This is a genomic window from Janthinobacterium sp. GW821-FHT03C08 (assembly GCF_059420905.1).
Window position 1 is genome coordinate 1 of record NZ_JBWKUP010000023.1, and the last position, 26,611, is coordinate 26,611.

The 26,611-nt window shown below is 62.9% G+C and carries 25 protein-coding genes and 4 tRNA genes; 10 read left to right on the plus strand and 19 right to left on the minus strand.

The window, feature by feature from the left end; all coding sequences use genetic code 11:
* Nucleotide 1 precedes the first annotated feature (1 nt).
* The 6 genes from AC07VL_RS25390 to AC07VL_RS25415 form a co-directional block, all read right to left on the minus strand.
* A tRNA-Glu gene (locus AC07VL_RS25390) sits at nt 2-77 on the minus strand.
* Nucleotides 78-114: 37 nt separating this feature from the next.
* A tRNA-Ala gene (locus AC07VL_RS25395) sits at nt 115-190 on the minus strand.
* 135 nt (nt 191-325) lie between these two features.
* Nucleotides 326-401: transfer RNA gene (locus AC07VL_RS25400), tRNA-Glu, on the minus strand.
* A gap of 67 nt (nt 402-468) precedes the next feature.
* Nucleotides 469-544 (minus strand) — tRNA-Ala (locus AC07VL_RS25405).
* A gap of 125 nt (nt 545-669) precedes the next feature.
* Nucleotides 670-2,076, minus strand: a complete 1,407-nt coding sequence (gene gltX, locus AC07VL_RS25410) for a glutamate--tRNA ligase (protein ID WP_494808308.1) — start codon at nt 2,074-2,076, stop codon at nt 670-672.
* A gap of 70 nt (nt 2,077-2,146) precedes the next feature.
* Nucleotides 2,147-3,058: a LysR family transcriptional regulator gene (locus AC07VL_RS25415; RefSeq protein WP_494808309.1), complete on the minus strand. Its 912-nt coding sequence runs from the start codon at nt 3,056-3,058 to the stop codon at nt 2,147-2,149.
* 143 nt (nt 3,059-3,201) lie between these two features.
* Here AC07VL_RS25415 and lysA point away from each other — a divergent pair, with 143 nt between their 5' ends.
* Nucleotides 3,202-4,440 (plus strand): diaminopimelate decarboxylase, encoded by a 1,239-nt coding sequence (lysA, locus tag AC07VL_RS25420; RefSeq protein ID WP_494808310.1) that lies wholly within the window; start codon nt 3,202-3,204, stop codon nt 4,438-4,440.
* Nucleotides 4,441-4,513: 73 nt separating this feature from the next.
* Nucleotides 4,514-6,079: a phospholipase D family protein gene (locus AC07VL_RS25425; RefSeq protein WP_494808311.1), complete on the plus strand. Its 1,566-nt coding sequence runs from the start codon at nt 4,514-4,516 to the stop codon at nt 6,077-6,079.
* Nucleotides 6,080-6,163: 84 nt separating this feature from the next.
* Here the strand turns inward: AC07VL_RS25425 and AC07VL_RS25430 are convergent, their stop codons facing one another.
* Nucleotides 6,164-7,861, minus strand: coding sequence for an alkaline phosphatase family protein (locus tag AC07VL_RS25430; protein ID WP_494808312.1), 1,698 nt, complete (start codon nt 7,859-7,861; stop codon nt 6,164-6,166).
* Between the two features lie 223 nt (nt 7,862-8,084).
* Here AC07VL_RS25430 and AC07VL_RS25435 point away from each other — a divergent pair, with 223 nt between their 5' ends.
* On the plus strand, nt 8,085-8,255 hold the full coding sequence (locus AC07VL_RS25435) for a hypothetical protein (RefSeq protein WP_494808313.1): 171 nt from the start codon (nt 8,085-8,087) through the stop codon (nt 8,253-8,255).
* A gap of 56 nt (nt 8,256-8,311) precedes the next feature.
* Here AC07VL_RS25435 and AC07VL_RS25440 read toward each other — a convergent pair whose 3' ends face one another.
* Both AC07VL_RS25440 and apbC read right to left on the minus strand, forming a co-directional pair.
* Nucleotides 8,312-8,719, minus strand: coding sequence for a DUF4399 domain-containing protein (locus AC07VL_RS25440; RefSeq protein ID WP_494808314.1), 408 nt, complete (start codon nt 8,717-8,719; stop codon nt 8,312-8,314).
* Nucleotides 8,720-8,855: 136 nt separating this feature from the next.
* Nucleotides 8,856-9,944: an iron-sulfur cluster carrier protein ApbC gene (gene apbC / locus AC07VL_RS25445; protein WP_070219730.1), complete on the minus strand. Its 1,089-nt coding sequence runs from the start codon at nt 9,942-9,944 to the stop codon at nt 8,856-8,858.
* A 160-nt stretch (nt 9,945-10,104) separates the two neighbouring features.
* Between apbC and metG the strand changes: the two genes are divergently transcribed.
* From metG to panC, 5 genes are all read left to right on the plus strand, one after another.
* Nucleotides 10,105-12,267 carry a methionine--tRNA ligase gene (gene metG, locus AC07VL_RS25450; RefSeq protein ID WP_494808315.1) on the plus strand — a complete coding sequence of 721 codons (2,163 nt, stop codon included), beginning with the start codon at nt 10,105-10,107 and terminating at the stop codon, nt 12,265-12,267.
* Nucleotides 12,268-12,286: 19 nt separating this feature from the next.
* Complete coding sequence (locus tag AC07VL_RS25455) at nt 12,287-12,766, plus strand: GNAT family N-acetyltransferase (protein ID WP_494808363.1); 480 nt, start codon at nt 12,287-12,289, stop codon at nt 12,764-12,766.
* A 107-nt stretch (nt 12,767-12,873) separates the two neighbouring features.
* Nucleotides 12,874-13,083: a DUF3460 family protein gene (locus tag AC07VL_RS25460; protein WP_289952775.1), complete on the plus strand. Its 210-nt coding sequence runs from the start codon at nt 12,874-12,876 to the stop codon at nt 13,081-13,083.
* A gap of 17 nt (nt 13,084-13,100) precedes the next feature.
* The gene (locus tag AC07VL_RS25465; RefSeq protein ID WP_494808316.1) at nt 13,101-14,033 is read left to right on the plus strand and encodes a segregation and condensation protein A; all 933 of its coding nucleotides are present in this window, start codon (nt 13,101-13,103) and stop codon (nt 14,031-14,033) included.
* Nucleotides 14,034-14,089: 56 nt separating this feature from the next.
* Nucleotides 14,090-14,929 carry a pantoate--beta-alanine ligase gene (gene panC, locus AC07VL_RS25470; RefSeq protein ID WP_290603446.1) on the plus strand — a complete coding sequence of 280 codons (840 nt, stop codon included), beginning with the start codon at nt 14,090-14,092 and terminating at the stop codon, nt 14,927-14,929.
* Between the two features lie 161 nt (nt 14,930-15,090).
* Here panC and AC07VL_RS25475 read toward each other — a convergent pair whose 3' ends face one another.
* On the minus strand, nt 15,091-15,543 hold the full coding sequence (locus AC07VL_RS25475; RefSeq protein ID WP_494808317.1) for a hypothetical protein: 453 nt from the start codon (nt 15,541-15,543) through the stop codon (nt 15,091-15,093).
* Between the two features lie 124 nt (nt 15,544-15,667).
* On the minus strand, nt 15,668-16,210 hold the full coding sequence (locus tag AC07VL_RS25480; protein WP_494808318.1) for a hypothetical protein: 543 nt from the start codon (nt 16,208-16,210) through the stop codon (nt 15,668-15,670).
* A 216-nt stretch (nt 16,211-16,426) separates the two neighbouring features.
* Here AC07VL_RS25480 and AC07VL_RS25485 point away from each other — a divergent pair, with 216 nt between their 5' ends.
* Nucleotides 16,427-17,170: an SDR family oxidoreductase gene (locus AC07VL_RS25485; RefSeq protein ID WP_494808319.1), complete on the plus strand. Its 744-nt coding sequence runs from the start codon at nt 16,427-16,429 to the stop codon at nt 17,168-17,170.
* Between the two features lie 25 nt (nt 17,171-17,195).
* On the plus strand, nt 17,196-18,089 hold the full coding sequence (locus tag AC07VL_RS25490) for an SDR family NAD(P)-dependent oxidoreductase (RefSeq protein WP_494808320.1): 894 nt from the start codon (nt 17,196-17,198) through the stop codon (nt 18,087-18,089).
* Between the two features lie 67 nt (nt 18,090-18,156).
* On the opposite strand, the gene cheY is transcribed toward AC07VL_RS25490, so the two are convergent.
* The 8 genes from cheY to AC07VL_RS25530 all read right to left on the minus strand — a co-directional run bounded on the left by cheY (nt 18,157) and on the right by AC07VL_RS25530 (nt 26,559).
* On the minus strand, nt 18,157-18,555 hold the full coding sequence (cheY, locus tag AC07VL_RS25495; RefSeq protein ID WP_010396677.1) for a chemotaxis response regulator CheY: 399 nt from the start codon (nt 18,553-18,555) through the stop codon (nt 18,157-18,159).
* A gap of 147 nt (nt 18,556-18,702) precedes the next feature.
* Nucleotides 18,703-19,773: a protein-glutamate methylesterase/protein-glutamine glutaminase gene (locus AC07VL_RS25500; protein WP_290603449.1), complete on the minus strand. Its 1,071-nt coding sequence runs from the start codon at nt 19,771-19,773 to the stop codon at nt 18,703-18,705.
* A gap of 154 nt (nt 19,774-19,927) precedes the next feature.
* A complete protein-coding gene (cheD, locus tag AC07VL_RS25505; RefSeq protein WP_071324465.1) occupies nt 19,928-20,536 on the minus strand; it encodes a chemoreceptor glutamine deamidase CheD in 609 nt (202 codons plus the stop codon).
* A gap of 9 nt (nt 20,537-20,545) precedes the next feature.
* The gene (locus tag AC07VL_RS25510) at nt 20,546-21,418 is read right to left on the minus strand and encodes a CheR family methyltransferase (RefSeq protein WP_290603450.1); all 873 of its coding nucleotides are present in this window, start codon (nt 21,416-21,418) and stop codon (nt 20,546-20,548) included.
* 70 nt (nt 21,419-21,488) lie between these two features.
* Nucleotides 21,489-23,210: a methyl-accepting chemotaxis protein gene (locus AC07VL_RS25515; protein ID WP_494808321.1), complete on the minus strand. Its 1,722-nt coding sequence runs from the start codon at nt 23,208-23,210 to the stop codon at nt 21,489-21,491.
* Nucleotides 23,211-23,397: 187 nt separating this feature from the next.
* Nucleotides 23,398-23,904 carry a chemotaxis protein CheW gene (locus AC07VL_RS25520; RefSeq protein ID WP_092799771.1) on the minus strand — a complete coding sequence of 169 codons (507 nt, stop codon included), beginning with the start codon at nt 23,902-23,904 and terminating at the stop codon, nt 23,398-23,400.
* 11 nt (nt 23,905-23,915) lie between these two features.
* Entirely contained in the window at nt 23,916-26,150 is a 2,235-nt protein-coding gene (gene cheA, locus AC07VL_RS25525) for a chemotaxis protein CheA (RefSeq protein ID WP_494808322.1), read from the minus strand.
* A gap of 43 nt (nt 26,151-26,193) precedes the next feature.
* Nucleotides 26,194-26,559 (minus strand): response regulator, encoded by a 366-nt coding sequence (locus AC07VL_RS25530; protein ID WP_034758362.1) that lies wholly within the window; start codon nt 26,557-26,559, stop codon nt 26,194-26,196.
* Nucleotides 26,560-26,611: the final 52 nt, after the last annotated feature.

Sequence of the window (26,611 nt, forward strand, 5' to 3'; positions counted from 1 at the left end):
CTGGCGTCCCCAAGGGGATTCGAACCCCTGTACTCACCGTGAAAGGGTGATGTCCTAGGCCTCTAGACGATGGGGACCACGGAACTACAGTTTGCTACTTTACTCCTGCGCTGTTGGTGGAGGTAAGCGGGATCGAACCGCTGACCTCTTGCATGCCATGCAAGCGCTCTCCCAGCTGAGCTATACCCCCCGGGCGCAGAAATAATAAAAGCCGCACTTGGCGACTTTGTTCCACTACTTGCTTTCCATCCAGAACCCGTCTTTTGACCAGCCTGAACTTACAACAATCAGTACAAACAACTGCCACTACTATAACACAACTACCTGGCGTCCCCAAGGGGATTCGAACCCCTGTACTCACCGTGAAAGGGTGATGTCCTAGGCCTCTAGACGATGGGGACCGCGGAACTTCCGTACAACATCTGCACCACTTCAACGACTAACAAAACCTGACTGCGATTTTTCTGCTGGTGGAGGTAAGCGGGATCGAACCGCTGACCTCTTGCATGCCATGCAAGCGCTCTCCCAGCTGAGCTATACCCCCGTTGGTGCAGAAACAAGAGTATAGCAAAGAAGTTTCACTCTGCAAATACCCTTTTTCGTCTATGAGCAACTTTTCATAGGGGGCGGTTTCCACACGCAATTTCCACGCGATTTAACGGCGCGTACTTACAGCCACTTTGCCAGGCGCGCCAACACCGTCTCGCGGCCGAATACCACCACCACCTGGTCGATGGCCGGGGTCTGCAACTGGCCCGTCAGGATCAGGCGCAAAGGCATGGCCAGCAGCGGCATCTTGATGGTGTTGGCAGCCAGCACTTCCTTGATCATGGCGGCGACGGCTTCCTTGCTCCACTCCACCGTGGCGATGCGCTCGGCAAACTGCGCCAACACGGGCTTGATGGCATCCGTGATGTGCTGCGCCGCCAGATCGGCGTCCGGCTGCGGCTCGCGGAAGAACAGCATCGAGGCGGCCGCCAGTTCGTTGACCGTGTTGGCGCGCTCCTTCATCATGCCCAGCACCAGCGCCAGGTCCGGCGCGCCTTCAAAGACGGCGCCCGCTTCCAGCATCTGCGCTCTAGCCAAGCCGGCCAGGCGCGTATTGTCAGCCTGCTTGATGTAGTGGTTATTGAGCCACTTGAGCTTTTCCAGGTCGAACTGCGCGGCCGACTTGGTCAGGTGGTCGAGGTTGAACCATTCGCAGAACTGCTCCACCGAGAACACTTCATCGTCGCCATGGCTCCAGCCCAGGCGCGCCAGGTAGTTCAGCATCGACTCGGGCAGGAAGCCCTGCGCCGGGTAATCCATGACGCTGACGGCATCGCGGCGCTTGGACATCTTCTGGCCGTCCGAACCCAAAATCATCGGCAGGTGGCCATACAAAGGCAGCGGCGCGTTGATGGCGCGCAGGATGTTGATCTGGCGTGGCGTATTATTAACGTGGTCATCGCCGCGCAGCACGTGCGTGATGCCCATGTCCCAGTCGTCGACGGCGACGCAGAAGTTATAGGTTGGCGTGCCGTCCGGGCGCGCGATCACCAGGTCGTCCAGCTCGCGGTTCGAAATCGTGATCGTGCCCTTGACCACGTCGTCCCAGCTGACGTCGCCGTCGAGCGGATTCTTGAAGCGTACGACGGGCTTGCGGTCGGCAGGGATGGCCGGCAGGGTCTTGCCCGGCTCCGGGCGCCAGGTGCCGTCGTAGCGCGGCTTTTCGCCGGCGGCGCGCATGCGCTCGCGCATCGCTTCGACCTCGTCGGGCGAGGAATAGCAGTGATACGCCGTGCCTTCAGCCAGCATCTGCGCCACCACTTCGCGGTAGCGGTCCATGCGGGCCATCTGGTAGAACGGACCTTCGTCGTGGTCCAGGCCCAGCCACTGCATGCCCTCGATGATGGCCTGCACGGCTTCCGGGGTCGAACGCTCCACGTCCGTGTCTTCGATGCGCAGCACGAAGGTGCCGCCAAAGTGACGGGCAAAGGCCCAGCTGTACAAAGCGGTGCGGGCGCCGCCCAGGTGAAGGTAGCCGGTCGGGCTGGGGGCAAAGCGGGTACGCACGGGAGTAGCGGTTGTGGTCATCGAAGTAATCAGGCTGAAATGAAGAAAACACCATTTTACTCTGTTGACTGCCGCCGCTCCACTGGCATGCCTAGAGCAGCTGCAAGCGCTGCTTGACGGCGTCCGCCTGCGCCTGCAGCGCCTGCTCGAACAGGGCCACCAGCTGCGACAGGGGCCGGTGCAGGGGTTTCACGAGATTGACGGTGAATGGCAGCGAGACGCGGAAGCGGCGGATCTGCAAGCCCTGCCCCGCATAGTCGAGCGCCGTGAGCGGGTTGACGATGGCCAGGCCCACGCCCTCGCGCACCATGGCGCAGACGGAAGCGGCGCTGTGCGTGTCGAGCGCCATGCGCCGCTCCACGCCAGCCTGCGCGAAGATGGCGTCGATCTGCTGGCGGTAGGGGTCAACGGCGGCCAGGCTGATGAAAGGCTGGCCCGCGAAGTCCGCCGGCTGCAGCACGGCCTTGGCGGCCAGCGCATGGCCGTCCGGCAGCACGCACACTTCGTCGACGGACATCAGGGTCGCGAGCACCGTGCCCGGCGGCGCATTGCCCACTTCCGTCAGGCCGATGTCATGGCGCTGCGCCGACAGCCACTCCTCCAGCAGCGGCGACTCCTGCGGCGTGATGCTGATGCTCACCTTGGGAAAGTCGGCGACGAAGCGCCTGCACGCCTGCGGCAGCAAGGACTGCGAAAACACGGGCAGGCAGGCGATCGACAGCTGCCCCTGGTCGAATTGGCGCAGGGCCGTGGCCGTGCTGACGATGCGCTCCAGGCCGAAATACGCGCGCTGCACTTCCTCGAACAGCTGCAGCGCCTGCGCCGTGGGGCGCAGCCGCCCCCGCTCGCGCTCGAACAGGGTCAGGCCCGTCAAATGCTCGAGGCGCGCCAGCTCGCGGCTGACGGTGGGCTGCGAGGTATGCAGCATGGCGGCGGCGGCCGTCACGCTGCCCGTCGTCATGATGGCGCGGAAAACCTCGATATGGCGCAGGGAGATGGTCATGGGCATATCATAAATGAATAAGGTCAGCGCAAATGGATATTTTATGTTTATACGAAAATGCCCCATCATGAGCAGCATCGCAGGCTGGCTACGCGGACAAGACCCGCGCCATCCGCCCCCCCCAATATGACAGAGCCCACACCATGAAACCAGTGCCAGACGCCACCCTCGCCCAACTCGCCCAGGAACACGGCACGCCCCTGTGGGTCTACGACGCGGCCACCATCCGCGCGCGCGTCGCCCAGCTGGCGCAGTTCGACACCGTGCGCTTCGCGCAAAAAGCCAATTCCAATATCCATCTGCTCACCCTGATGCGCGAGGCGGGCGTGCACGTGGACGCCGTCTCGCTGGGCGAGATCGAGCGCGCGCTGCAGGCAGGCTTTGCGCCGGCGCAAACCAACGGCGCGGCCGGCGTCGTGTTCACCTGCGACCTGTTCGACCGCGCCACCCTGGCGCGCGTGGCGGCGGCGAAGATCGAAGTCAATTGCGGCTCCGTCGACATGCTGCGCCAGCTGGGCCCCGTGTCGCCCGGCCACCGCGTCTGGCTGCGCATCAATCCGGGCTACGGCCATGGCCACAGCAACAAGACCAATACGGGCGGCGAAAACAGCAAGCACGGCATCTGGCATGAAGAACTGCCGGAGGCGCTGGCCGTCATCCGCGCCCACGGGCTGCACCTGGTGGGCCTGCACATGCACATCGGTTCCGGCGTCGACTACAGTCACCTGGAAACCGTCTGCGGCACCATGGTTGACCTGGTGAAGAACATGGGCCACGACATCGAAGCCATTTCCACGGGCGGCGGCCTGTCCGTGCCCTACCGCGATGGCGAACAGCCCGTCGACACGGACCACTACTTCCAGCTGTGGGACGCGGCGCGCAAGCAGATCGAGGCGCACCTGGGCCATCGCGTGCACCTGGAAATCGAGCCGGGCCGCTTCCTGGTGGCGGACGCGGGCCTGCTGGTGGCCGAAGTGCGCGCCACCAAGCAAATGGGCGGCAACCACTTCACCCTGCTCGACACGGGCTTCAATGAACTGATGCGCCCTGCCATGTACGGCAGCTACCACGCCATGTCCGTCATCGCGCATGACGGCCGCGCCCTGGATGCGCAGCGCGCCACCGTCGTCGGCGGCCCCCTGTGCGAATCGGGCGACGTGTTTACCCAGCGCGATGGCGGCGTGGTGGAAACGCGGCTGCTGCCCGCCGCGCAGGTGGGCGACTACGTCGTCTTCGAGGGCGCCGGCGCGTATGGCGCGTCGATGTCGTCGAACTACAACAGCCGCCCCCACGCGGCGGAATACCTCGTCGATGGCGAGCGATCCCGTTTGATCCGCCGCCGCCAGGCGGTGGCCGAGCTGATCGCCCTGGAACAGTTCTAAGCCGTTTCAAGCACGCGCCCGCGTGCGGGCATGCACATCTGCTAACATCGGGGCAACCCGATGAAAGCCCGCCATGCCTGCCACCACCCTTGCCCTCCCCCGCAGCGCCAGCTTCGTGCTGCCGCTGCTGCTGTCCCTGCTCCTTGCCGGCTGCGCCGCGCTGCCTTCCCTGGAAGGCCGCGTCGCCTCCAGCGTCATCACCGATACGGACGGTACCCGGCTCGGCATGGCCATCGCGCCCCTGGCGGCGCAGCATCCCGGCGTCTCCGGCATCTACCCGCTGGCCGACGGACGCGATGCGTTTGCCGCGCGGGCGCTGCTGGCCGCAGCCGCCGAACGCAGCCTGGACGTGCAGTACTACATCTGGCACAAGGACATCACGGGCACCCTGCTGTTCGACGCCCTGCGCCAGGCGGCGGAACGGGGCGTGCGCGTGCGCCTGCTGCTCGACGATAACAACACCTCGGGCATGGACCAGATCCTGACGATGCTGGGCAAGCAGAAAAACATCGACATCCGCCTGTTCAACCCCTTCGTGCCCCGCTCGCCGCGGGCGCTGGCCTTCGTCACCGATTTCTCGCGCGTCAACCGGCGCATGCACAACAAATCGTTCACGGCAGACAACCAGGCCACCATCGTCGGCGGGCGCAATGTGGGCGATGAATACTTCGGCGCGGCCGGCGACGTGCTGTTTGCCGACCTGGACGTGCTGGCCGTCGGCCCCGTCGTCGACGAGGTGTCGCATGAATTCGATCGCTACTGGAACAGCGCCTCGGCCTACCCGGCGCAACTGCTGCTGACCAGGCCCGTGGAAGGCGACGCGGCCACCATCGCCGCCGAGGCGGACCGCATCGACGACACCCGGGCGGCCGCGGAATACGTGCAGGCGCTGCGCACCTCGCCCTTCGTCAGGCAGCTGATGGAGCGCCAGTTGCCGTTCGAATGGGCGAAGACGCGCATGATCAGCGACGATCCGGCCAAGGTGCTGGACCAGGCACGGCCCGGCACGGGCGTGGCGGAAAACCTGGAAAACCTGCTGGGCGTGCCGCACAAGGAGCTGGACCTGATTTCCCCCTATTTCGTCCCCGGCAAGGCGGGCACCCAGGCCTTTGCCGACCTGGCGCACAAGGGCGTGGGCGTGCGCATCCTGACGAATGCGCTGGAAGCGACCGACGTGGCGGCAGTGCATGCGGGTTATGCGAAGTGGCGGAAGCCGCTGCTGGAAGCGGGCGTGCTGCTGTACGAATCGCGCCGCTCGTGGGAAGCGGGAGACGCGCGCGAACAGCCGGGCCGCTTCGGCAGCTCCGCATCGAGCCTGCACGCGAAGACCTTTGCCGTCGACGACCAGCGCATCTTCGTCGGCTCGTTCAACTTCGACCCCCGCTCCATCGAACTGAACACGGAAATGGGCCTCGTCATCGACAGCCCCGCGCTGGCCGGCCAGCTGGGGCAAGCCATGCGCACGACCATCCCGCAGCGCGCCTACCAGGTGCTGCTGAATCCCGACGGTTCGCTGTACTGGATCGCCCGCAACGCCAACGGCACGACCACACGCTACGACACGGAACCGGGCGCCAGCGTGTGGAAGCGCATGGGCGTGGCGATTTTGTCGGTGCTGCCGATCGACTGGCTGCTGTAGTGCCATTTTAACGACCAACCCACATGCAAACCCTGGGGCCAGACTCTCAGGGTCCGACCCCAGCATTTTCGCCGCTGGGTTCTTTTACCGCACCGCTTCCGTCAGAATGCGCCCTTCCGACGCCGACGGCTGGCGGATGCGCAGCAGGTGGGCGAGCGTAGGCGCGATGTCGACCACTTCCGCGTATTCGCCATACGCGCCCGGCTTGATCCAGCGCGGGCCGAAGACCATCAGCGGCACGTTGGTGTCATAGGTGTACGGCGAGCCGTGCGAGGTGCCCCCGACGCCCTTGCCGAAGTACCAGGCCGGTTTCGTCACCACCATCAGGTCGCCCGACAGCTGGCGGTTCCAGGCGCGGCGCATCAGGGTATCCATGCGCGTGGCCACCGCGCCCGACTCCATCTGCGTGCGCGTGTAGATCTGCGCCATGCCGTCCTGTTGCAGCAGGAAGCGGGCCGCGGCGTCTTCCAGGGCGGCACTCTGGATGCCGCTCTTTTCCGCCAGCGCGTAATCGAGGTAGATATTCGGCATCGACCAGGTCGTCACCAGCTTGTCCACGCCCAGGGTCGTGGCCAGGTGCTGGTTCAGGCTTGCGGCCAGCTTGTCGCCGTCGATGCGCTTGGCGGAAAAGCCGCCGCGCGCTTCCGTAAATTCCGGCACGTTGGCAAAGCCATGGTCGGCCGTCAGCACCACCAGCACGTTGTCCATGCCGACTTTCTTGTCCAGGTCGGCGAAGAAGCCGGCCAGCATGCGGTCCAGGCGCTGCAGGTGGTCATGCGACATCTTGCTTTCCGGGCCATAGGCATGGTTCACATAGTCGTGTGCGGACAGGCTCACGCCCAGGATATCGGGCACGCCGGCCGGGTTGCGGCCCAGGTTCTCGCCATCGACGGCCGCGCGGGCAAATTCCAGGGTCAGCTCGTCGAGGAAGGGACCGGCCTTCAGGCGGCTGTAGTAATCGCCATCGAGGTTGCCGCTGTCGCTGTAGTAGGCGAAGGGGAAGGTGTTGCGCGTGCCCGGCTTGGCCGCCACGAGGTCGTCGCGCGCATCATTGACGTAGGCGCCGTCGGCCAGCAGCGGCGTCCAGCTCTTGCCGTAGTAGCGGTCCTGCGGCTTGGCCGCCTGGTAGCGCTGCACCCATTGCGGATGCTGCTGCATGTAGTAGGTGCTGCTGGCGAAATTGCCCGTCTTTTCCATGTACATATAAGCCGTGCCCGTCTTGCCGGCCAGCAAGATGGCGCCCCGGTCCTTGCCCGACACGGTGACGACCTTGGCCTTGTCGCCCGTGGCGTAGCGCAGCTCGTCGCCCAGGGTGCTCACGCGCAGCTTCACGGGCGAAGTGCCGTCGTCCGGCTTCGTTTCTTCGCCGATGTAGTGGAAATTGCCGTCTTCGGTGCAGTACACGGATTTCTTCGTGACAGGATCGATCCAGTTATTGCCGATCACGCCATGCTGGTAGGGATAGGCGCCCGACAGCACGGCCGAGTGGCCGATGGCCGTCACCGTGATGCCATGCGCCTGGTGCGCATCGCTGAACCACGCGCCCTGCTCCAGCAGGCGGCGGAAACCGCCCGGCCCGAACTGCTCGCGGTAGCGCGTCACCTGCTCTTGCGGCAAGCCATCGACCACCAGCACCACCACCAGCTTCGGCTGCGCCGCCGTGACAGGCACGGCAGGAACGGCAGGAACGGCCTTGGCCGCATGCGCCTGGCAAGCCGCCACGCTCGACACCAGCAGCAGCGCATGCGCCAGTTGCCGGGAAAGGGAGAAATTCTTCGTCATATCCGCTCGTTTATCAAATTTATTCGCAAGGACGCCACGCGCCCTTTTCGGCACCGGGCAGCATACGCAAACTATGTGACGCGATGATGACAGAAGCCATCCGGCCTTGCACGCAGAGAAATGTCTCCACGTAATTGCTTTTATGATAATCTGAGCGCAGACAGGCTGCCCATGAGAGGCGGCCGGGCTGGCCGGCAAGGCCGACACGAGACGAGGAGATTCAATGAAACAGGCATTCACCACGGGCGCAGGCTGTGCGACGGGCACGGTATTGTACGGCTATCTTTTTACGGCCGAGCACGCCCCGGACTGGCAGCGCGCGCTGTTTGTGGGCGTGTGCGTCTTTGCCCTCGCGCTGCTTGCGTCGCGCATCTGGCCGAAAAAGGCGGGCTGAAAAAACAGTGCCGGGGGCCATTTCTGGCGCCCGGCACGCTATCTGGCAAATGCCGCCTACTTCACGGTCACCTGGATGCTTTTGCTCAGCTCCGGCCCGTACGACTGGTGTGCGCCGTTGGCGAACTGCATCGTCAAGGTGTACTGGCCCGGCGGCAAGGTGACGTCCGTTTCCGTCTGGCCCTTGCCGAAATGCAAATGCTTGTCATCCATCGGGATCATCTCGCCCGCCTTCATCGGCCCCGTATTGATCAGCAGATGATGGTGGCCCGTCTTGGCCGTCATGTCGCCGGCCGGCTTGACGTCCATGCCGCTGACGGCAAATTTCACTTTGAACGGGCTGGTCACTGTCGCGCCGTCAGCCGGCTCGACGAAGGACACGGATTGGGCGTAGGCGCTGGCGGCCAGCAGGCTGCCGGCGATCACGGCGATACTGCGGCGCAGGAATACTGTGTTCAGGTGCATGATGTCTCCTCTTGTTTAATAACAACACGGACTGCATGAAACCATATCCCTGGCGGTCGTGGCGCCGGGGAAGATTATATCAATCCAACAGCACCACGGCGACCTTGAAAACCAGGTTTGCAAGGCCACCCAGCCGCTAGTCGTTCTTGATGACGATCGACGGGAACTTGCTTGTCATATCCTTGGCCTTTTCCGCCACCTTGATGGCGATGGTGCGGGCGATCTGCTTGTAGATCACGGCGACGGGGCCTTCCGGCTCGGCCACGACGGTGGGCGTGCCCGAATCCGTCTGCTGGCGAATCGCCATGGTCAGCGGCAAGGCGCCGAGGAATTCCACACCGAAATCCGCGCACATCTTCGCGCCGCCGCCGGCGCCGAAGATTTCTTCCGCATGGCCGCAGTTCGAGCAGATGTGCGTGCTCATGTTTTCCACCACGCCCAGAATCGGAATGCCGACTTTCTCGAACATTTTCAAGCCCTTGCGCGCGTCGAGCAGCGCGATGTCCTGCGGCGTCGTGACGATGACGGCGCCCGTGACGGGCACTTTCTGCGACAGCGTCAATTGAATGTCGCCCGTGCCTGGCGGCATGTCGACGATCAGGTAATCGAGGTCGCGCCAGTTGGTCTGGTCCAGCAGTTGCTGCAAGGCTTGCGTGACCATGGGGCCGCGCCACACCATCGGCTCGTCCGGATCGATCATGAAACCGATCGACGACACTTGCAGGCCGTGGTTTTCCATCGGCTCCATGCTCTTGCCGTCCAGCGTCTTCGGCTGGCCGCTGATGCCCAGCATCATCGGCTGCGACGGGCCATAGATATCGGCGTCCAGCATGCCGACCGTGGCGCCTTCGGCGGCCAGGGCCAGGGCCAGGTTGACGGCCGTCGTCGATTTGCCCACGCCACCCTTGCCGGAAGCGACGGCGATGATGTTTTTCACGTTGCTCATCGGCTTCAAGCCGCGCTGCACCGTGTGCGAAATGATCTTCGACGACACGCCCACGCTGACATTGCCCACGCCCGGCAGCACGCGCAGCGCGGCCAGCACGGATTTGCGGATCAGGTCGATCTGGCTCTTGGCGGGGTAGCCCAGTTCAATGTCGAGCGAAATGTCGCTGCCATCGACCTTCAGATTCTTGACGGTTTTACTGGAAACGAAATCTTTATGTGTATTTGGATCAATAACCTGGGCCAGCGCGGCCTTGACGTCTTCTACTGTGATGCTCATGTAAATCTCCGTGTGTACTTCATATGTGCAATACGCGCAGTCTAGCGCAAATTTGCATGGTGCGATGAAGGCAAAAGCATCACTTGGCGGCGCCGCATCTGCTCATATTGCGTTTCCGCTGTTAAAATGTCCTATTATCCATCCCAAAAGTGCATCAATCATGACTCGCAAGCTGTTCGTCACCACTGCCCTGCCTTACGCAAACGCCGCTTTTCACATTGGCCACATCATGGAATACATCCAGGCCGATATCTGGGTCCGGTTCCAGCGAATGCAACGCGATGGCGCAGCAGCCCGTGAAGTGCACTTTGTGGGCGCCGACGATACGCATGGCACGCCCATCATGATCGCCGCCGAAAAGGAAGGCATCACGCCGCAGCAATTCGTCGCCAACATCGCCGCCGGCCGCGCCCAGTATCTGGACGGCTTCCATATCGCCTTCGACAACTGGTATTCGACCGATTCGCCGGAAAACGTTGATCTGTCGCAATCGATCTACCGCAAGCTGCGCGATACGGGCCTGATCGTCACGAAGACCGTCGACCGCTTCTTCGACCCGGTCAAGGGCATGTTCCTGGCCGACCGCAACATCAAGGGCGAATGCCCGAAATGCGGCGCCAAGAACCAGTACGGCGACAATTGCGAAGTGTGCGGCGCCGCCTACCAGCCGACCGACCTGGTCAACCCCTTCTCCGTCTTCACCAACGCGACGCCCGTGATGAAGCCGTCGGAACAGTACTTCTTCAAGTTGTCCGATCCGCGCTGCTTCGAATTCCTCAAGGATTGGCTGAATACGCCAGGCCGCTTGCAGCCGGAAATGGTCAACAAGGTCAGCGAATGGCTGGGCGAGGCGGGCGAGAAGCTGGCCGACTGGGATATCTCGCGCGATGCGCCCTACTTCGGCATCCCGATTCCCGATGCGCCGGGCAAGTTCTTCTATGTGTGGATGGACGCGCCGGTCGGCTACCTGGCCAGCCTGAAAAACTATTGCGACAAGAAAGGCCTCGATTTCGACGCCTTGCTGAACGATCCTGCCACGGAACAAATCCACTTCATCGGCAAGGACATCGTTTCCTTCCATTTGCTGTTCTGGCCCGCCATGCTGAAATTCGCCGGCCACCCGGTGATCGACAAACTGAAAGTCAATGTCCACGGCTTCCTGACGGTCAACAACGAAAAGATGTCGAAGTCGCGCGGCACGGGCATTTCGCCGCTGCGCTACCTGGACCTGGGCATGAACCCGGAATGGCTGCGCTACTACATCGCCTTCAAGCTGAACTCGAAGGTGGAAGACCTGGACTTCAACGGCGACGATTTCGTCGCCCGCGTGAACAGCGACCTGATCGGCAAGTACGTGAACATCGCCAGCCGCTGCGCCGGCTTCATCGCCAAGCGTTTCGACGGCAAGCTGGCATCGACGCTGTCGGAAGGCGCGCAAAGCTGGATCAACCGCGCACTGACGGTGGACGTCAACGGCGTCATCGTCGAGCGCCAGGCCAGCATCGCCGCGCACTTCGAAAACCGCGAATTCGGCAAGGCCTTGCGCGAAATCATGGAAATCGCCGACATCACCAACCAGTATGTCGATGAAAACAAGCCGTGGATCCTCGCCAAGGACGTCGAGAAGACGTTTGACCTGCACGACGTGTGCACCACGGCCCTGATCCTGTTCCGCCAGCTGACGATTCTGCTGTCGCCGGTCCTGCCGGGCGTGGCGAAGAACGTGGCTTCGTTCCTCAACGACGAGCAATTTACCTGGGCGGATACGCAAGTGTTCGGCGACGCCGTCTCGAACAGCATGCTGGGCCGCACCATCGGCGCCTACAGCCATTTGATGACGCGCATGGATGCAAAGATGATCGAAGCGCTGTTTGACGCACCGCAAGCTGTCGCCATCGCCGCGCCGGCCGGCGACGCCGCCAACGACGCCGCGCCCGTGCCGACCGCTGAAACACCGGCCTCCGCCATCGAGGAACTGGCGCCCGAGATCAAGATCGACGACTTCCTCAAGGTCGACCTGCGCATCGCCAAGATCGTCAACTGCGAACTGGTGGACGGCTCCGACAAGCTGCTGCGCCTGACCCTGGACGCGGGCGAAGGCCGCTTGCGCAATGTGTTCTCGGGCATCCGCTCGGCCTACCAGCCGGAAGAACTGGTCGGCAAGCTGACGGTGCTGGTGGCCAACCTGGCGCCGCGCAAGATGAAGTTCGGCATTTCCGAAGGCATGGTCATGGCGGCATCCGCTGCCGACGAGAAGGCCAATCCGGGCATCTACATCCTGAACCCGTGGCCGGGCGCCGAACCTGGCATGCGCATCCGTTAAGGACAGACAGGAACCGATGATGAATATCGTGGTGCGCGAAGCAACAAATGCCGATGCACAGCTGATTGCCGACCTGACCCGCGCCGCGTGGGCCGGCAAGGTCGCCGCCTCGTCCAGCGGACACCACGAGACGGCCGAACTGGTGGAAGCGCAGCTGCGCCAGGGCGGCGGTTTCGTGCTGCTGGTCGACGACGTGCCGGCCGGCTCGCTGCGCTGGATGCCGCTCGACAGCGATCCCGCCATCTGGAAGATTGCGCGCATGGGCGTGCTGCCCGCCTACCGGGGCAGCCATGTGTCGCAGCATTTGCTCGAAGCCATCATTCATCACGGCCTGTCGTGCCAGGCGGAAGAATTGCGCCTGGCCGTGCGGCGCGACCAGCGCAAGCTCATCGATTTTTACGCGGCCTTCGAATTCGACCTGGCCGAGGAACTGGAATATTCGCACGCCAACCCCGCCGAACCGGCGCCGATGGTGATGCGGCGCCTGCTAAGGTATTGATTTTTAGCATTTTCGCCCCTGGCTTGCCCATACAACAACCCGCCAGCGCAGCCGGCGCGGTAGAATACGGCCGGCTGACCTTACTTATAAGACATTCAGAAGACACTATGAAACTGCCTGCAAAACACAACAACTACGTATCCGACCACACCCTGTTCATCGCCGAACTGAAAGCCAAGAATCCTGGCATGGAAGCGGGCCAGCAAGCGGGCCGCGCCCTGCTGTGGGACAAACCGCCCGTCAGCATCGATGAGCAGGAACGCCAACTGGCATCGGCCGTCAAGCAACAGGCCTACGTCTACCAGAACAAGAACTAAGACCTGGAACCGGCACGATGCTGCCTGAAGAGTCGGCGGGCACGCCCGGGCAGGACGCCCAGGATGTGAACGCGGTCATCGAGTCGCCCGAAGCCGCCGCTGGCGGCGACGGCAGCGGCGCCTCTGCAGCATCTGCACCCACGGACGCAGCGCCCGCCGCCGACCCGGTCGAAGCGGGCATCGCCCGCCTGTATGGCGAGCCCCTGCTGCGCATGCCGACGGATCTGTACATTCCGCCGGACGCGCTGGAGATCTTCCTCGAAGCCTTCGAAGGCCCGCTCGACTTGCTGCTCTACCTGATCCGCAAGCAAAACTTCAACATACTCGACATCCCGATGGCGCAGGTGACCCTGCAATATCTGAAATATGTGGACCAGATCCGCGTGCGCAACCTGGAACTGGCGGCCGAGTACCTGTTGATGGCGGCCATGTTGATCGAGATCAAGTCGCGCATGCTCTTGCCATCGCGCAAGAGCGATGTCGAGGAAGATGGCGGCGACCCCCGTGCCGAACTGGTGCGCCGCCTGCTCGAATACGAGCAGATCAAGCTGGCCGCCTACGACCTGAACGCCATTCCCCAGTTCGAGCGCGATTTCGTGCGCACGCAGATTTTCATCGAGCAAAGCCTCACGCCCACCTGGCCCGACGTGGAACCGGTGGACTTGCAGCAGGCGTGGCTCGACGTGCTGAAGCGTGCCAAGCTGACCCAGCATCACCGCATCAGCCGCCAGGAACTCTCCGTGCGCGAGCACATGTCGAGCATCCTGCGCCATTTGCAATCGTCGCGCTTCGTGGAATTCAGCGAGCTGTTCGACATCGCCGGCGGCGTGCCCGTGGTGGTGGTCAACTTCGTGGCCCTGCTGGAACTGGCCAAGGAAACCCTGATCGAAATTACGCAAGCCGAACCGTTTGCACCCATCTACGTCCGGCTGGCCTATTCGCCCGCCTGATATCCTCTCCCTTTGTCACTGACCACCGTACAACGGGGTTTTAGCGAAAGCAATCCATGAAAATTATTTCCGACATTGAAGAATTGCGCGACCAGCTCAGCGGACAGCTGCGCACGGCGTTCGTCCCCACCATGGGCAACCTGCACGAAGGCCATCTGTCGCTGATGCGCCTGGCGCGCAAGCATGGCGACCCCGTCGTCGCCTCGATCTTCGTCAACCGCCTGCAATTCGGCCCGAACGAGGATTTCGAAAAGTATCCGCGCACCATGGAAGCCGATATCGCCAAGCTGGAAAAGGAAGGCGTGTACGTGCTGTTCGCCCCGACGGAAAAGGAACTGTATCCGGAACCGCAGGAATACCGCGTGCGCCCGCCCGATGACCTGGGCAATACCCTGGAAGGCGAATTCCGCCCCGGCTTCTTCGAAGGCGTGTGCACGGTCGTCACCAAGCTGTTCTCCTGCGTGGGCCCGCGCGTGGCCGTGTTCGGCAAGAAGGATTACCAGCAGTTGATGATCATCCGCAACATGGCACGCCAGTTCGCGCTGCCGACGGAAATCATCGCCGCGGAAACCTACCGCGCCGACGATGGCCTGGCTTTGTCGTCACGCAATATGTACCTGTCGGAAAGCGAACGCGCGGAAGCGCCGGAACTGTACAAGGGTCTTAATTTCGTGGCCGAGGAAGTGCGCAAGGGCAACCTGGCCGTGGGTGAACTGGAACAGGCGGCGATGCGGCTGCTGGACGGCCGCGGCTGGAAATCGGACTACATCGCCGTGCGCAAGCGCGCCAACCTGCAGGCGCCCAACGCCGCCGAACTGGCTGCCGGCGAACCGCTGGTGGTGCTGGCCGCCGCCAAGCTGGGGCAGACTAGACTCATCGACAACCTGGAAATTTAACATACAGCAAAACCTACTGCGCGTCGCGATTTGCGGCCTGCGATGCTCACCACGCTTCAGCACGGTTGCGCTTCTCGGCCACAACTCTCTGCCGCTCGCTACGGTTTCGTCAGATGTTTTCAACGCAGTCACAGCGGGGCCGTTCGGCCCCGTTTCTTTTACTACTTCTCCATCCCTACCAGCTTGAGCTCGGCAAACAGCGGCTTGTTGCTGCCGCGTGCCGCTTGCAACATGTCATAGCTGGCCGCATCGAGCGCGATTTCCTCGCCCGCCCACAGCTTGCGCTGGTGCGCAGGCAGCCTCAGGCTGCGCAGGATGGCGCGGACCTGGGCGGGATCGGCTGCCAGCAGGCGGATGGCATGCGCATGGCGCTGCGTCCCCGTGAGTATCGGCAAGCCGCCTTCGGGGCCATGCTGGCTCAGGCTGACATAATCGCGGCTACCCACGCGGTGCAGATAGGCGTGCCGGCCATCGCCTTCGGCAGGCAATTGCGCGGCCGGCTCCTGCATCTCGACAGACGCGACAGGCACGACGGCGGTTTGCTCAAGGCTCACGCCGCAAGCTGCCAGCAAGGCCGTGCTCAGGGCGAAAAATAAAACGGGTGCTCGGCGCATGCTGCGCTCCTTCTTGTCGGGGTCGGGGACAAAGGGGGAATACTGCAGCGATCATGGGCCAAATCATTTGACGTGTAAAGTTAACTTTGAGAAATATTTCATTCTTTTGCGCAATTTCTTGCAATCAGCCGGCAGGCCGCAAGATCCGCCCGTAATACGCCAGACCCTGGCGCATGTGGGCATCAAAATCGATGCCCTGCTCGCGCATGCGGGCAAAGTCACCTGCGCTGATGCGCATCACATAGCTGTGCTGGCTGACCACCAGCCGCGATGCCACCACCGTCGCCCCCTGCGTGGCGGGGCCGCCATACCATTTCCCCGCCCCGTCATGCAGCGCGGGATAAACGTTGCCGTCCGCCTCCACCTGCCAGCCGCCATCGAGCAGGATCCAGATGCCGCCATCGCCGTCCGTGCTGTCCGCGATCGTCGTGCCTGGCTGCACTTCCCATTCCTGCGCATGCGCGATGACGTCGCGCAGTTGCGCCGTCGTCAGGCGCGTGAAAAAAGGCGTCTTGCGCAGCAGGTGCACATAGGTGACGGACGCTTGCATGGCGGACTCCTTCTGGCGGCCGGTAAAAGAACTGGCGTAGTTAGCCAGCGGCAGGAACAGTGCGCCGGCGGCAAGGGCAACAAGGGAGAATCGGGCTAGGGACAGTTGTCGGGACATGCAGGCCTCCATGGGAAAAGCGTCACTATAGGTAGGCGCGCCCGGCCGATAAAGGGGGCATTCCTGCCCACACCATGCCAGAAGGCTCAACAATCATTGTTAATTTAGATTGCACACTAAAACCAGTTCCGCCACCTTTATCCATCAATAAATAAAGATCACAATGGCTGCACTGGCTCGGCATTGCGGGCCTCCCACCACCACAGGAGAAACACCATGAACACAGCAGCCAAGGTCGCCATCGTCACGGGCGCATCGCGCGGCATCGGCGCCGCCATCGCCCGCCGCCTGGCCCGCGACGGCATGCGGGTCGTCGTCAATTACGCCAGCGGCAACGTCGAAGCGGACAAGCTGGTGGCGGCCATCGCCGCCGATGGCGGCAGCGCCATCGCCGTGAAAGCCAACGTGGCCGATGCGGCCGATGTGCAGGCGCTGTTCGATGCGGCCGAAGCGGCCTTCGGCGGCGTCGACGTGCTGGTCAACAATGCGGGCATCATGCCGCCCGTGCTGCCCGCCCTGGCCGACACGGACGACGCCACCTTCGACAGCCTGTTCGCCATCAACGTCAAGGGCAGCTTCAACACCATGCGCCAGGCGGCGACGCGCCTGCGCCACGGCGGCAGTGTGGTCAATTTCTCGACCAGCGTGATCGGCCTGGCCCTGCCCGGCTATTGCGTCTACGGCGCCACCAAGGCGGCCATCGAAACGATGACGAATATCTTCGCCAAGGAATTGCGCGGCAAGAACATCACTGTCAACGCCGTCGCCCCCGGCCCCACGGCCACGGCCCTGTTCCTGAACGGCAAGACGGAAGAAATGATAGAACGCATGCGCAAGATGGCCCCGCTGGAGCGCCTGGGCACGCCGGACGACATCGCCGCCGCCGTGGCCTTCCTGGCCGGGCCGGATGGCCGCTGGGTGAATGGCCAGACTTTACGCGCCAATGGCGGCCTCGTTTAATCTGGATCTGGCAAAGGACACCATCATGCAACAAATCATTTTGATTACCGGCGCCTCGACCGGCATCGGCGCCCTCTCCGCCCGCGCGCTGGCCGCCGCCGGCCACGTCGTTTATGCCAGCATGCGCGACACGCAGGGCCGCAATGCGCCGCGCGCGCAGGAGCTGCGCGACGACGCTGCAAGGCACGGCGGCGACCTGCGCGCGCTGGAACTGGACGTGCTGTCACAAGCATCGGCCGATGCCGCCATCGCCGCCATCCTGGCCGAACAGGGCCGTCTCGACGTCGTCATCCACAATGCGGGCGGCCTCGTCACGGGCCCCATGGAAGCGTTTACACCGGACGAAATCCAGCACGTCTTCGACACCAACGTGATCGGCGCCCAGCGCGTCAACAAGGCTGCCCTGCCAGCCATGCGGGCGCACGGCAGCGGCTTGCTGCTGTGGGTCGGCAGCAGCACCACGCGCGGCGGCTTTCCGCCGTTCATGGGGCCATACGCGGCGGCCAAGGCGGCCATGGATTCGGTCGCCGTCACGATGGCGTATGAGCTGACGCGCTTCGGCATCGAGACGTCCATCGTCACGCCGGGTGCCTTCACGCGCGGCACGGCGCATTTCCCCAACGCGGGCAAGCCGGCGGACCACGTCACCAGCGCCGCGTATGCGCGCTATGAGGGCTTGATGGACCAGGTGGCGGAACGCCTGTCGGCCCTGACGCCGCCCGATGCCGACCCGCAGGCGGTGGCCGGCGAGATCGTGCGCGTGGTGGGCCTGCCCGCCGGCCAGCGCCCGTTCCGCACGGTGATCGACTTTATCGGTGACGGCGCCCGGGAAGTGTCGGAAATTGCCGAGCAGGTGCGCATCGACTTTGCCCGGCGCATCGGCATCGGCGATTTGCTGTCCCTCCATGCCGCTGCCTGAAGCAAGGGGCAAAAAAAAACGCTGCCAGTTCGCACTGGCAGCGTTTTTTTCAGCGGAAAGACCGAGATCAGGCGCCGGCTTTTTCCAGCTTCTCGAAAATCTTGTTCAGCTTTTCATCGAGGGTCGCGGCCGTGAACGGCTTGACCACATAACCGCTGGCGCCCGCTTGCGCGGCGGCGATGATGTTTTCCTTTTTCGCTTCGGCCGTCACCATCAGCACGGGCAGCTTGGCCAGTGCCGGATCGGCGCGGATATGCTGCAGCATCGTCAGGCCATCCATGTTCGGCATGTTCCAGTCCGAGACGACGAAATCATACGATTCCGCGCGCAGCTTGGCCAGGCCCATGACGCCGTCTTCCGCCTCGTCGACGTTGGCATAACCCAGTTCCTTCAACAGATTCCGGACAATGCGGCGCATCGTCGAAAAATCGTCAACGACTAAAAATTTCATCTTTGGATCAGCCATGAATAACTCCGTTGTTTCTGTAGCGGTTTGTTAATAATATCGACATGAATGCCGACATTATGGTCGACACTACGGCAGCAAGTTGTAGGATAGCATTTTCGTTGCTTTTAGGCGAACAAACTTGCCTCAGATCATATAAAACGTGGCTTACACGCGCAAAGCGCGCATGCCATGCGCAGCCAGGTGGCCCAGCACCATGCCAGGCAGCGCCGTCAGGGCGCCGACCTCATGTGCTGCGCCGATGGCGATCGCCTCGCGCGGCATGCCGAACACCACGCAACTGGCTTCATCCTGCGCGAAATTATACGCTCCCGCCGCCTTCATCTCCAGCATGCCTTGCGCGCCATCCTTGCCCATGCCGGTGAGGATCACGCCGACGGCATTCTTGCCGGCCGATTGCGCGGCCGAGCGGAACAGCACGTCCACGGACGGACGGTGGCGGTTGACGGGTTCGCCCTGGTCGATCTTCGTCATGTAGTTGGCGCCGCTGCGCGTCAGGGTCAGGTGCGAATGGCCGGGCGCGATGTAGGCGTGGCCGGGCAGCACGCGTTCGCCGCCTGCCGCTTCCTGCACCGAAATCTTGCACAGCGAATCGAGGCGGCGCGCGAACGAGCGGGTAAACCCTTCGGGCATGTGCTGCGTGATCAGGATGCCGGGGCAGTCGGACGGCATCTGCATGAGGAATTCGCGGATCGCTTCCGTGCCGCCCGTCGAGGCGCCCACGATGATCAGCTTTTCGCTCGACGTCAGGGGACTGCGCAGGGCCGGCAGCGGCGCGGCCGCCTTGTCGCTGGCCGATGGCAGGGTGCGCGCGCGGATGCGCGCCTTGGACGCGGCGCGGATTTTATCGGCGATCATGTCAGTGTATTCGCGCATGCCGCTCTGGATCGAGATTTTCGGCTTGGTGACGAAATCGACGGCGCCCAGTTCCAGCGCGCGCATGGTGATTTCCGAACCGCGCTCCGTCAGCGAAGACACCATCAGCACCGGCATCGGGCGCAAGCGCATCAGCTTTTCCAGGAAGTCCAGGCCATCCATCTTCGGCATCTCGACATCCAGGGTCAGCACGTCGGGATTGGTCTGCTTGATCATCTCGCGCGCCACCAGCGGATCGGGCGCCGCGCCCACCACTTCCATGTCGGGCTGGCTGTTTACAATTTCCGTCATGACGCTGCGGATCAGCGCCGAATCATCCACGATCAAAACCTTGATCTTCATAGTCATCCTTCCAGGCCTGGCGGCCCTTATTCTTCATCAAAAAAACAGCTGATCAAACCATTGCGGGCGGCAGTGATGCGCAGCGCAACCGTGCCGGGGCGCGGCAAGCATCGCAGGGCGCAAGGCGCCACGCGCAGCAGGCTTGCTCCGGCGCTTAAAACAGCTCGATCTCGCCGCCCACGGGCGCCACCTTGAGGCGGCTGGCGTAATCGAGTTCGCGGCGCACCAGCGTGTCGTTATGCGTCTGCATCAGCTTTTTCACCAGCACCTTGCCGCTGCGGGGGAAAAAGTACACCTTGCGCGGGTGGATGTCGTTCAGGTCCTCGGCCACCACGCGCATCTTTTCCGCCTTCAGGTAGTTGATGACGAAGGCCGCGTTGCGCTCGCCGACGTTGATCGCCGTGAAGCCGCGCAGCACGGCGCCGCCGCCGAAGACCTTCGCTTCCATGTTCTCGCGCCGCGCGCCCGCCTTCAGCAGGTCATTGATCAATATCTCCATGGCGTAGGTGCCATAGCGCATGGAGGCCGAGATCGGGCTGTTGGTGTCGCTGCCGCCGTCCGGCAGCATGAAATGGTTCATGCCGCCCAGGCCCGTCACACGGTCGCGTATGCAGGCAGATACGCAGGAACCGAGCACGGTGACGATCAGCATGTCCTTGTTGGTGAAGTAGTACTCACCAGGCAGTATCTTGGCGGCGTCACAATTGAACGTCCGGTCGTAATAGACGTTAGTGGCGAATTGCTCTTTGGGTTCCAGGCTCATATTTCACTCTCATGTACGATGCGACGATGCCTTGGGTGCGCTGCCCCGCGGCTGATCGAGCTCATAGACTGTTTTACCGCGCAGCTTCAATGAATCCGACACGTACAGAAAATTCTCCGAATGCCCCGCAAACAGCAGGGCATCGGGCTTCATCAACGGCACAAAGCGCGACAGGATCTTGCGCTGCGTCGCCTTGTCAAAATAAATCATCACGTTACGGCAGAAGATGACGTCGAACTGCCCCGTCAACGGCCAGCCGTCGGCCAGCAGGTTGAGCGGCTTGAAGGTGATCATCTGGCGCAGTTCCGGGCGTACCCTGACCTGCCCCTCGCGGTCGCCCTTGCCACGCAAGAAAAAACGCCGCGCGCGGTCGGCCGGCATCTTGTCGAGCCGGTCCAGGTTGTAGACGCCATTGGCGGCCGTGGCCAGCACGTTCGTATCGATATCGGTGGCGATGATGGTGACCGGCGGCGTGAGCGTGTTGAATGCCTCGCACACCGTCATGGCGATCGAATACGGCTCCTCGCCGGTGGAACTGGCCGAACACCAGATGGTGATCGGCCCGCTCAGTTTCTTCACGTGCTCGGCCAGCAGGGGAAAGTGATGCGCCTCGCGGAAAAACGACGTCAGGTTGGTCGTCAGCGCATTCGTGAACGCTTCCCATTCGTCGCCCATGCGCCCCGCTTCCAGGTCGTCCAGGTAGCGGACGAACGAGGAAATGCCGGTCGCGCGCAGCCGCCGTGCCAGGCGGCTGTAGACCATCTCCTGCTTGCTGTCGGCCAGCGCGATGCCGGCCCGCTTGTAAATCATGGCGCGGACCCGTTCGAAGTCCTTGCCGGTGAAGTCAAACTCCTTGACCGAATCCGTTTTAGTTTGCGGCATTTGTTTTTACCTCTCTATGACTACTCTGACCAATGCCTTTGCAAGTATAACTAGCGGGACCGGGCTGGCGTCAGAACTCTTCCCAATCGTCGCCGCCGGCTGCCGCCAGCTTTTTCGCCGGCGCCGACGTCACGGCCTGCGCCGCTTTCGCCTGCCGGCCCATGCCTGCCGCCACCTTCAGTGCAGGGCGCGCGGGCACGGTGGCCCGTGCAGCTACCGGTGCTGGAGCGGCCGGCGCCACCGCTTCGCTACCCAGCTTGAAGATGCTGACGGCATCTGCCAGTATCTGCGCCTGGTCCTGCATGCTCTCGGCGGCCGCCGCCGCTTCCTCGACCAGCGCCGCGTTCTGCTGCGTCATCTGGTCCATCTGCGCGATGGCCTGGTTGACCTCTTCGATGCCATGGCTCTGCTCCTGCGTCGCCGCCGTGATCTCGCCCATGATGTCGGCCACTTGCCGGATCGACGTGACGATCAGGCCCATGGTCTGTCCTGCTTCGTCCACCAGGCGGCTGCCCGCGTCGACCTTGTCGACCGAATCGCCGATCAGGCCCTTGATTTCCTTGGCTGCGCCGGCCGACCGTTGCGCCAGGTTGCGCACTTCCGTCGCCACCACGGCAAAACCGCGTCCCTGTTCCCCGGCGCGCGCCGCTTCCACGGCCGCATTCAGGGCCAGGATATTCGTCTGGAAGGCGATACCGTCGATGACACCGATAATATCGACGATCTTGCGCGAACTGTCCTTGATCGAACCCATGGTATCGACCACTTGCGCCACCACCTTGCCACCCTGCTCCGCCACCGACGACGCCGACACGGCCAGCTGGTTGGCCTGGCGCGCATTGTCCGCATTCTGCTTCACCGTCGACGTCAGCTCTTCCATCGACGACGCCGTCTCTTCCAGCGAACTGGCCTGGTTTTCCGTGCGCGCCGACAGGTCCGCATTGCCGCTGGCGATCTCGCGCGACGCCACGGTAATGGTTTCCGTACCGTGACGCACATTGCTGACCGTCTGCACCAGGCTGTCGTTCATGTCCTTCAATGCCTGCTGCAGCGCACTCGTTTCATCCTTGCCTTCGACTACCACGCGCGACGTCAGCTCGCCCGCCGCCACCTTCTGCGCCACGGCCAGCGCGCCCGACAAGGGCTGCGTGATCGAACGCGTGATGAAGACGGCGCACCAGGCACCGATCGCCACGGCCGCGCCGCCCAGGATGAACAGTACCGTCATCAGGCGCGCATCGGCCGCCAGCGAACCGTCCATGAAGCTTTGCTGCGCCACGTGCTGCAAATCCAGCAGCTTGTTGATGTCGGCCAGCGTCTTCTTGTTCAGCGGATCGATGCGCGTGGCGATCACCTTGGCCCCGCCTTCGCTGTTAAACGCCAGCACCTGTCCCATCGCTTCCTTGAAGGCCGCATCGACTTCGAGGTCTATCCTGGCGATATTGGCCAGCAGCGCCTTCTCGCTATCGGACAGGCCCAGGGTCGCCAGCTTGGCGCGCGCGCCGTCATACAGCTTGCGCTGCTCGCGTACCTTGTTTTCTTCCGCCTGCATCAGGCCCACGTCGCCCTGCAAGCCGATATTGCGCATGGCGATGCCCGTTTCCAGCATCGCGCTCTTCATCAGCGACGCCTGCGTGTTTTTCTCGCCTGCCAGCGCCAGGCCGTCCAGCAATTCCGCCTTGTTGCGGTAATTCAGGGCGTTGGCCGAGACGACCACCACCACCAGGATGGCCAGGATGCTGCCAAAACCGATTCCCAACCGCGTGCCTATCTTAAAATCGCGCAAACTCATTACAGTCTCCCATATATATGTGTGAACGGCGCCCGCTCAACCGTGCGGTGCCGTGTTGTGGCCGGGTCTCTGTCGGACCTTGCAGCCTGCCGGCGCGCCTCTGGCCAATGCCCGCGCCGGTACATGCATATCTGTAGTGATTCTTTGCGTGGCAAAACGGCGGCGCACCCGGCGCCGCCCGCCGGCATTACGCTGCCAGCTTGTCGATCAGGCCCATCTCGCTGCTCGACATCAGCTTGTCGATATCGACCAGGATCAGCATGCGCTCGTCGATGGTGCCCAGGCCGATCATGTAGTCGGTCGAGAAGGCGGTGCCCATTTCCGGCGCCGGCTTGACCTGCTCGGGGCTCAAGGTGGTCACGTCGGACACGCTGTCGACCACCATGCCGACAATGCGTCCGCCGATGTTCAGGATGATCACTACCGTGAACTGGTCGTACACGGGCGTGCCCAGGTTGAACTTGATGCGCATGTCGACCACGGGAATGATGATGCCGCGCAGGTTGATGACGCCCTTGATGAATTCAGGCGCGTTGGCGATGCGGGTGACCGCCTCGTAGCCGCGGATTTCCTGGACCTTCAGGATATCGATGCCGTACTCTTCGGAGCCCAGGGTAAAGGCCAGGAATTCACGGCCGGCGATGTCCTTGCCGTCGCCCGGTTTGCTACCGGATAATGCTTGAGTATCTGACATGGTGGGTTTTCCTATCTGTTATCTGTCTGTGTTGCGAAAAGGGACTCGTCAGCCAGCTGGCGAGAGGAGCGGATCAGGGCGGCGACGTCGAGAATCAGCGATACGCCGCCGTCGCCAAGGATGGTGGCGCCGGAAATGCCCACCACCTTGCGGTAGTTCGATTCGAGGTTCTTCACCACGACTTGCTGCTGGCCCACGAGATCGTCGACAAACAGGGCCGCCTTGCGCCCTTCCGTCTCGAGGATCACGCAGATGCCTTCCGAAGGGCTGGTAAAGCGCGGCGCGATGTCGAACATCTGGTACAGCGGGATCAATGGCAGGTATTCGCCGCGCACCTTCACCACCTGGCCCTTGCCACTGATGTCCTTGATGTCTTCAACGGCCGGCTGCAAGGATTCGATGACAAAGCCCAGCGGCAAAATATACACTTCGTCGCCCACGCGGATCGACATGCCGTCCAGGATGGCCAGGGTCAGCGGCAGCGAGATGGAAATCGTCGTGCCGAAGCCCTTCGCCGAGCGGATGTCGACGACGCCGCCCATGGCGCTGATATTGCGCTTGACGACATCCATGCCCACGCCGCGGCCCGACACGTCGGTGACCGCTTCGGCGGTGGAAAAGCCGGGCGCGAAGATCAGTTGCCACACCTCGGCATCGCTCATCGTCTCGGACACGTCCAGGCCCTGCTGCATGGCCTTGGCCAGGATGCGCTCGCGGTTCAGTCCGGCGCCGTCATCGGACACTTCGATGATGATGTTGCCGCCCTGGTGGCTGGCCGACAGGAACAAGCGGCCCGCCTCCGTCTTGCCGGCGGCCACGCGCGCGGCCGGCATTTCCACGCCGTGGTCGATGCTGTTGCGCACCAGGTGCGTCAGCGGATCGACGATGCGCTCGATGAGGCCCTTGTCCAGTTCCGTGGCGGCGCCATTGGTGATGAAATCGACCTTCTTGCCCAGTTTCGTCGCCAGGTCGCGCACCATGCGCGGGAAGCGCGAAAAGACGAAATCCATCGGCATCATGCGGATCGACATCACCGCTTCCTGCAAGTCGCGCGTGTTGCGCGTCAGGTGGCTGACGCTGTCGAGCAGTTTTTCATGCAGCATGGGGTCGAGCGCGCCGGCGCGCTGCTCGATCATGGCCTGCGTGATCACCAGTTCGCCCACCAGGTTGATCAGCTGGTCGACTTTCTCGATCGAGACGCGGATCGACGACGATTCGGCAGCGGCCTTGTCGCCCTCTTTCTTGGCCGGCTTCCTGTCCTGCTCCGCTTCTGCGGCAACGACCGACACAGGCGCGGCGGCACTCGCAGAAACAGCGGGGCTGGCCTTGGCCGCCTCGGCGCGGATCTGTTCGAGCGGCTGGAAGAAACCGTAGCCGCGTTCGGCATCGCTCTGCACGCCGGCGGCGGCGCGGATTTCATCCAATGGCTGGAAGAAGCCATAGCCGGGATCGGCAGGCGCCTGCGCGGCGGCGGTTGCGCCCGGCAAGGGATCGAAGAAACCGTAGCCCTGGGCCTTTTCCTGTGCCGCGCGGGCAAGCTGGGCCGCATCGGCTTCGCCTGGCGCCAGCGGCGGCGCCTGCGTGATCACCATGTCGTCCGGATTGAGCACGAACGAGCAGATGGCCAGGATATCGTCCAGGCTTTCGTGCGTGGTCACTTCCAGCACCTTGCGCGCGTCGGGCAGGCTTGACACGGCCACGTCGCCCAGCAGGCCCAGTTCGGCCGCCAGCGCATCGACTTCGCGCTCTTCCATCTTCGGCAGCTCCAGGCGGTAGCGCTGGCCGCCAGCGTGGCTGACGACTTCCTTTTCCGCCGTGTGGAAAGCCGGCGCGACGGGCGTGAGCGCCGCCACGGGCACGTCCTGCGAAAACGACTGCAGCATCATGCGCACGTCGGCCACGGCATCCTGGTCGACGGGGCTGCCCAGACGATGGCCGTCGAGCTGCATCTTGAGAATGTCCTTGGCCGCCAAAAAGGCGTCGACGTGTTCCGCCGTCAGGGCCATCTGGCCCTGGCGGATGCGGTCGAGCAGCGACTCGAGGATATGCGTCACCTCGCTCATGTCGGAAAGGCCGAACGTCGATGCGCCGCCCTTGATCGAGTGGGCGGTGCGGAAAATGGCATTCAGGTCTTCGGCGTCGGGCGCCGCAATATCGACGGCCAGCAGCAGCCGTTCTTTTTCAGCCAGCAGTTCTTCGGCCTCATCGAAAAAGACCTGAAAAAACTGGCTAATATCGATGGTCATAGGGTGACTCCGTCAATTGCATCGTTGCGCTGCGCGGCTGGCATCAGCCAATCACCTTCTTGACCACTTCGATCAGGCGTTGCGGATCGAACGGCTTCACCAGCCAGCCATTGGCGCCGGCGGCACGTCCCTTCGACTTCATTTCGTCCGATGATTCCGTCGTCAGCATCAGGATGGGCACCTTCTGGTAGGTCGGCAGTTCGCGCAGCAGCTTGATCAGCTCCAGGCCGTCCATGCGCGGCATGTTCTGGTCCGTCAAGACCAGGTCCACGGTTTGCAGCTTGGCTTTTTCCAGTCCGTCCTGGCCGTCCACGGCCTCCACCACCTGGTAACCGGCGGCTTTCAGGCTGAACGCCACCATCTGGCGCAATGAGCTGGAATCGTCCACTGCAAGTATCGTTTTGGCCATCTTTGCTCCCACTTATTCCGGGCATCCTGCCCGAGTATTTGATTAATCAATC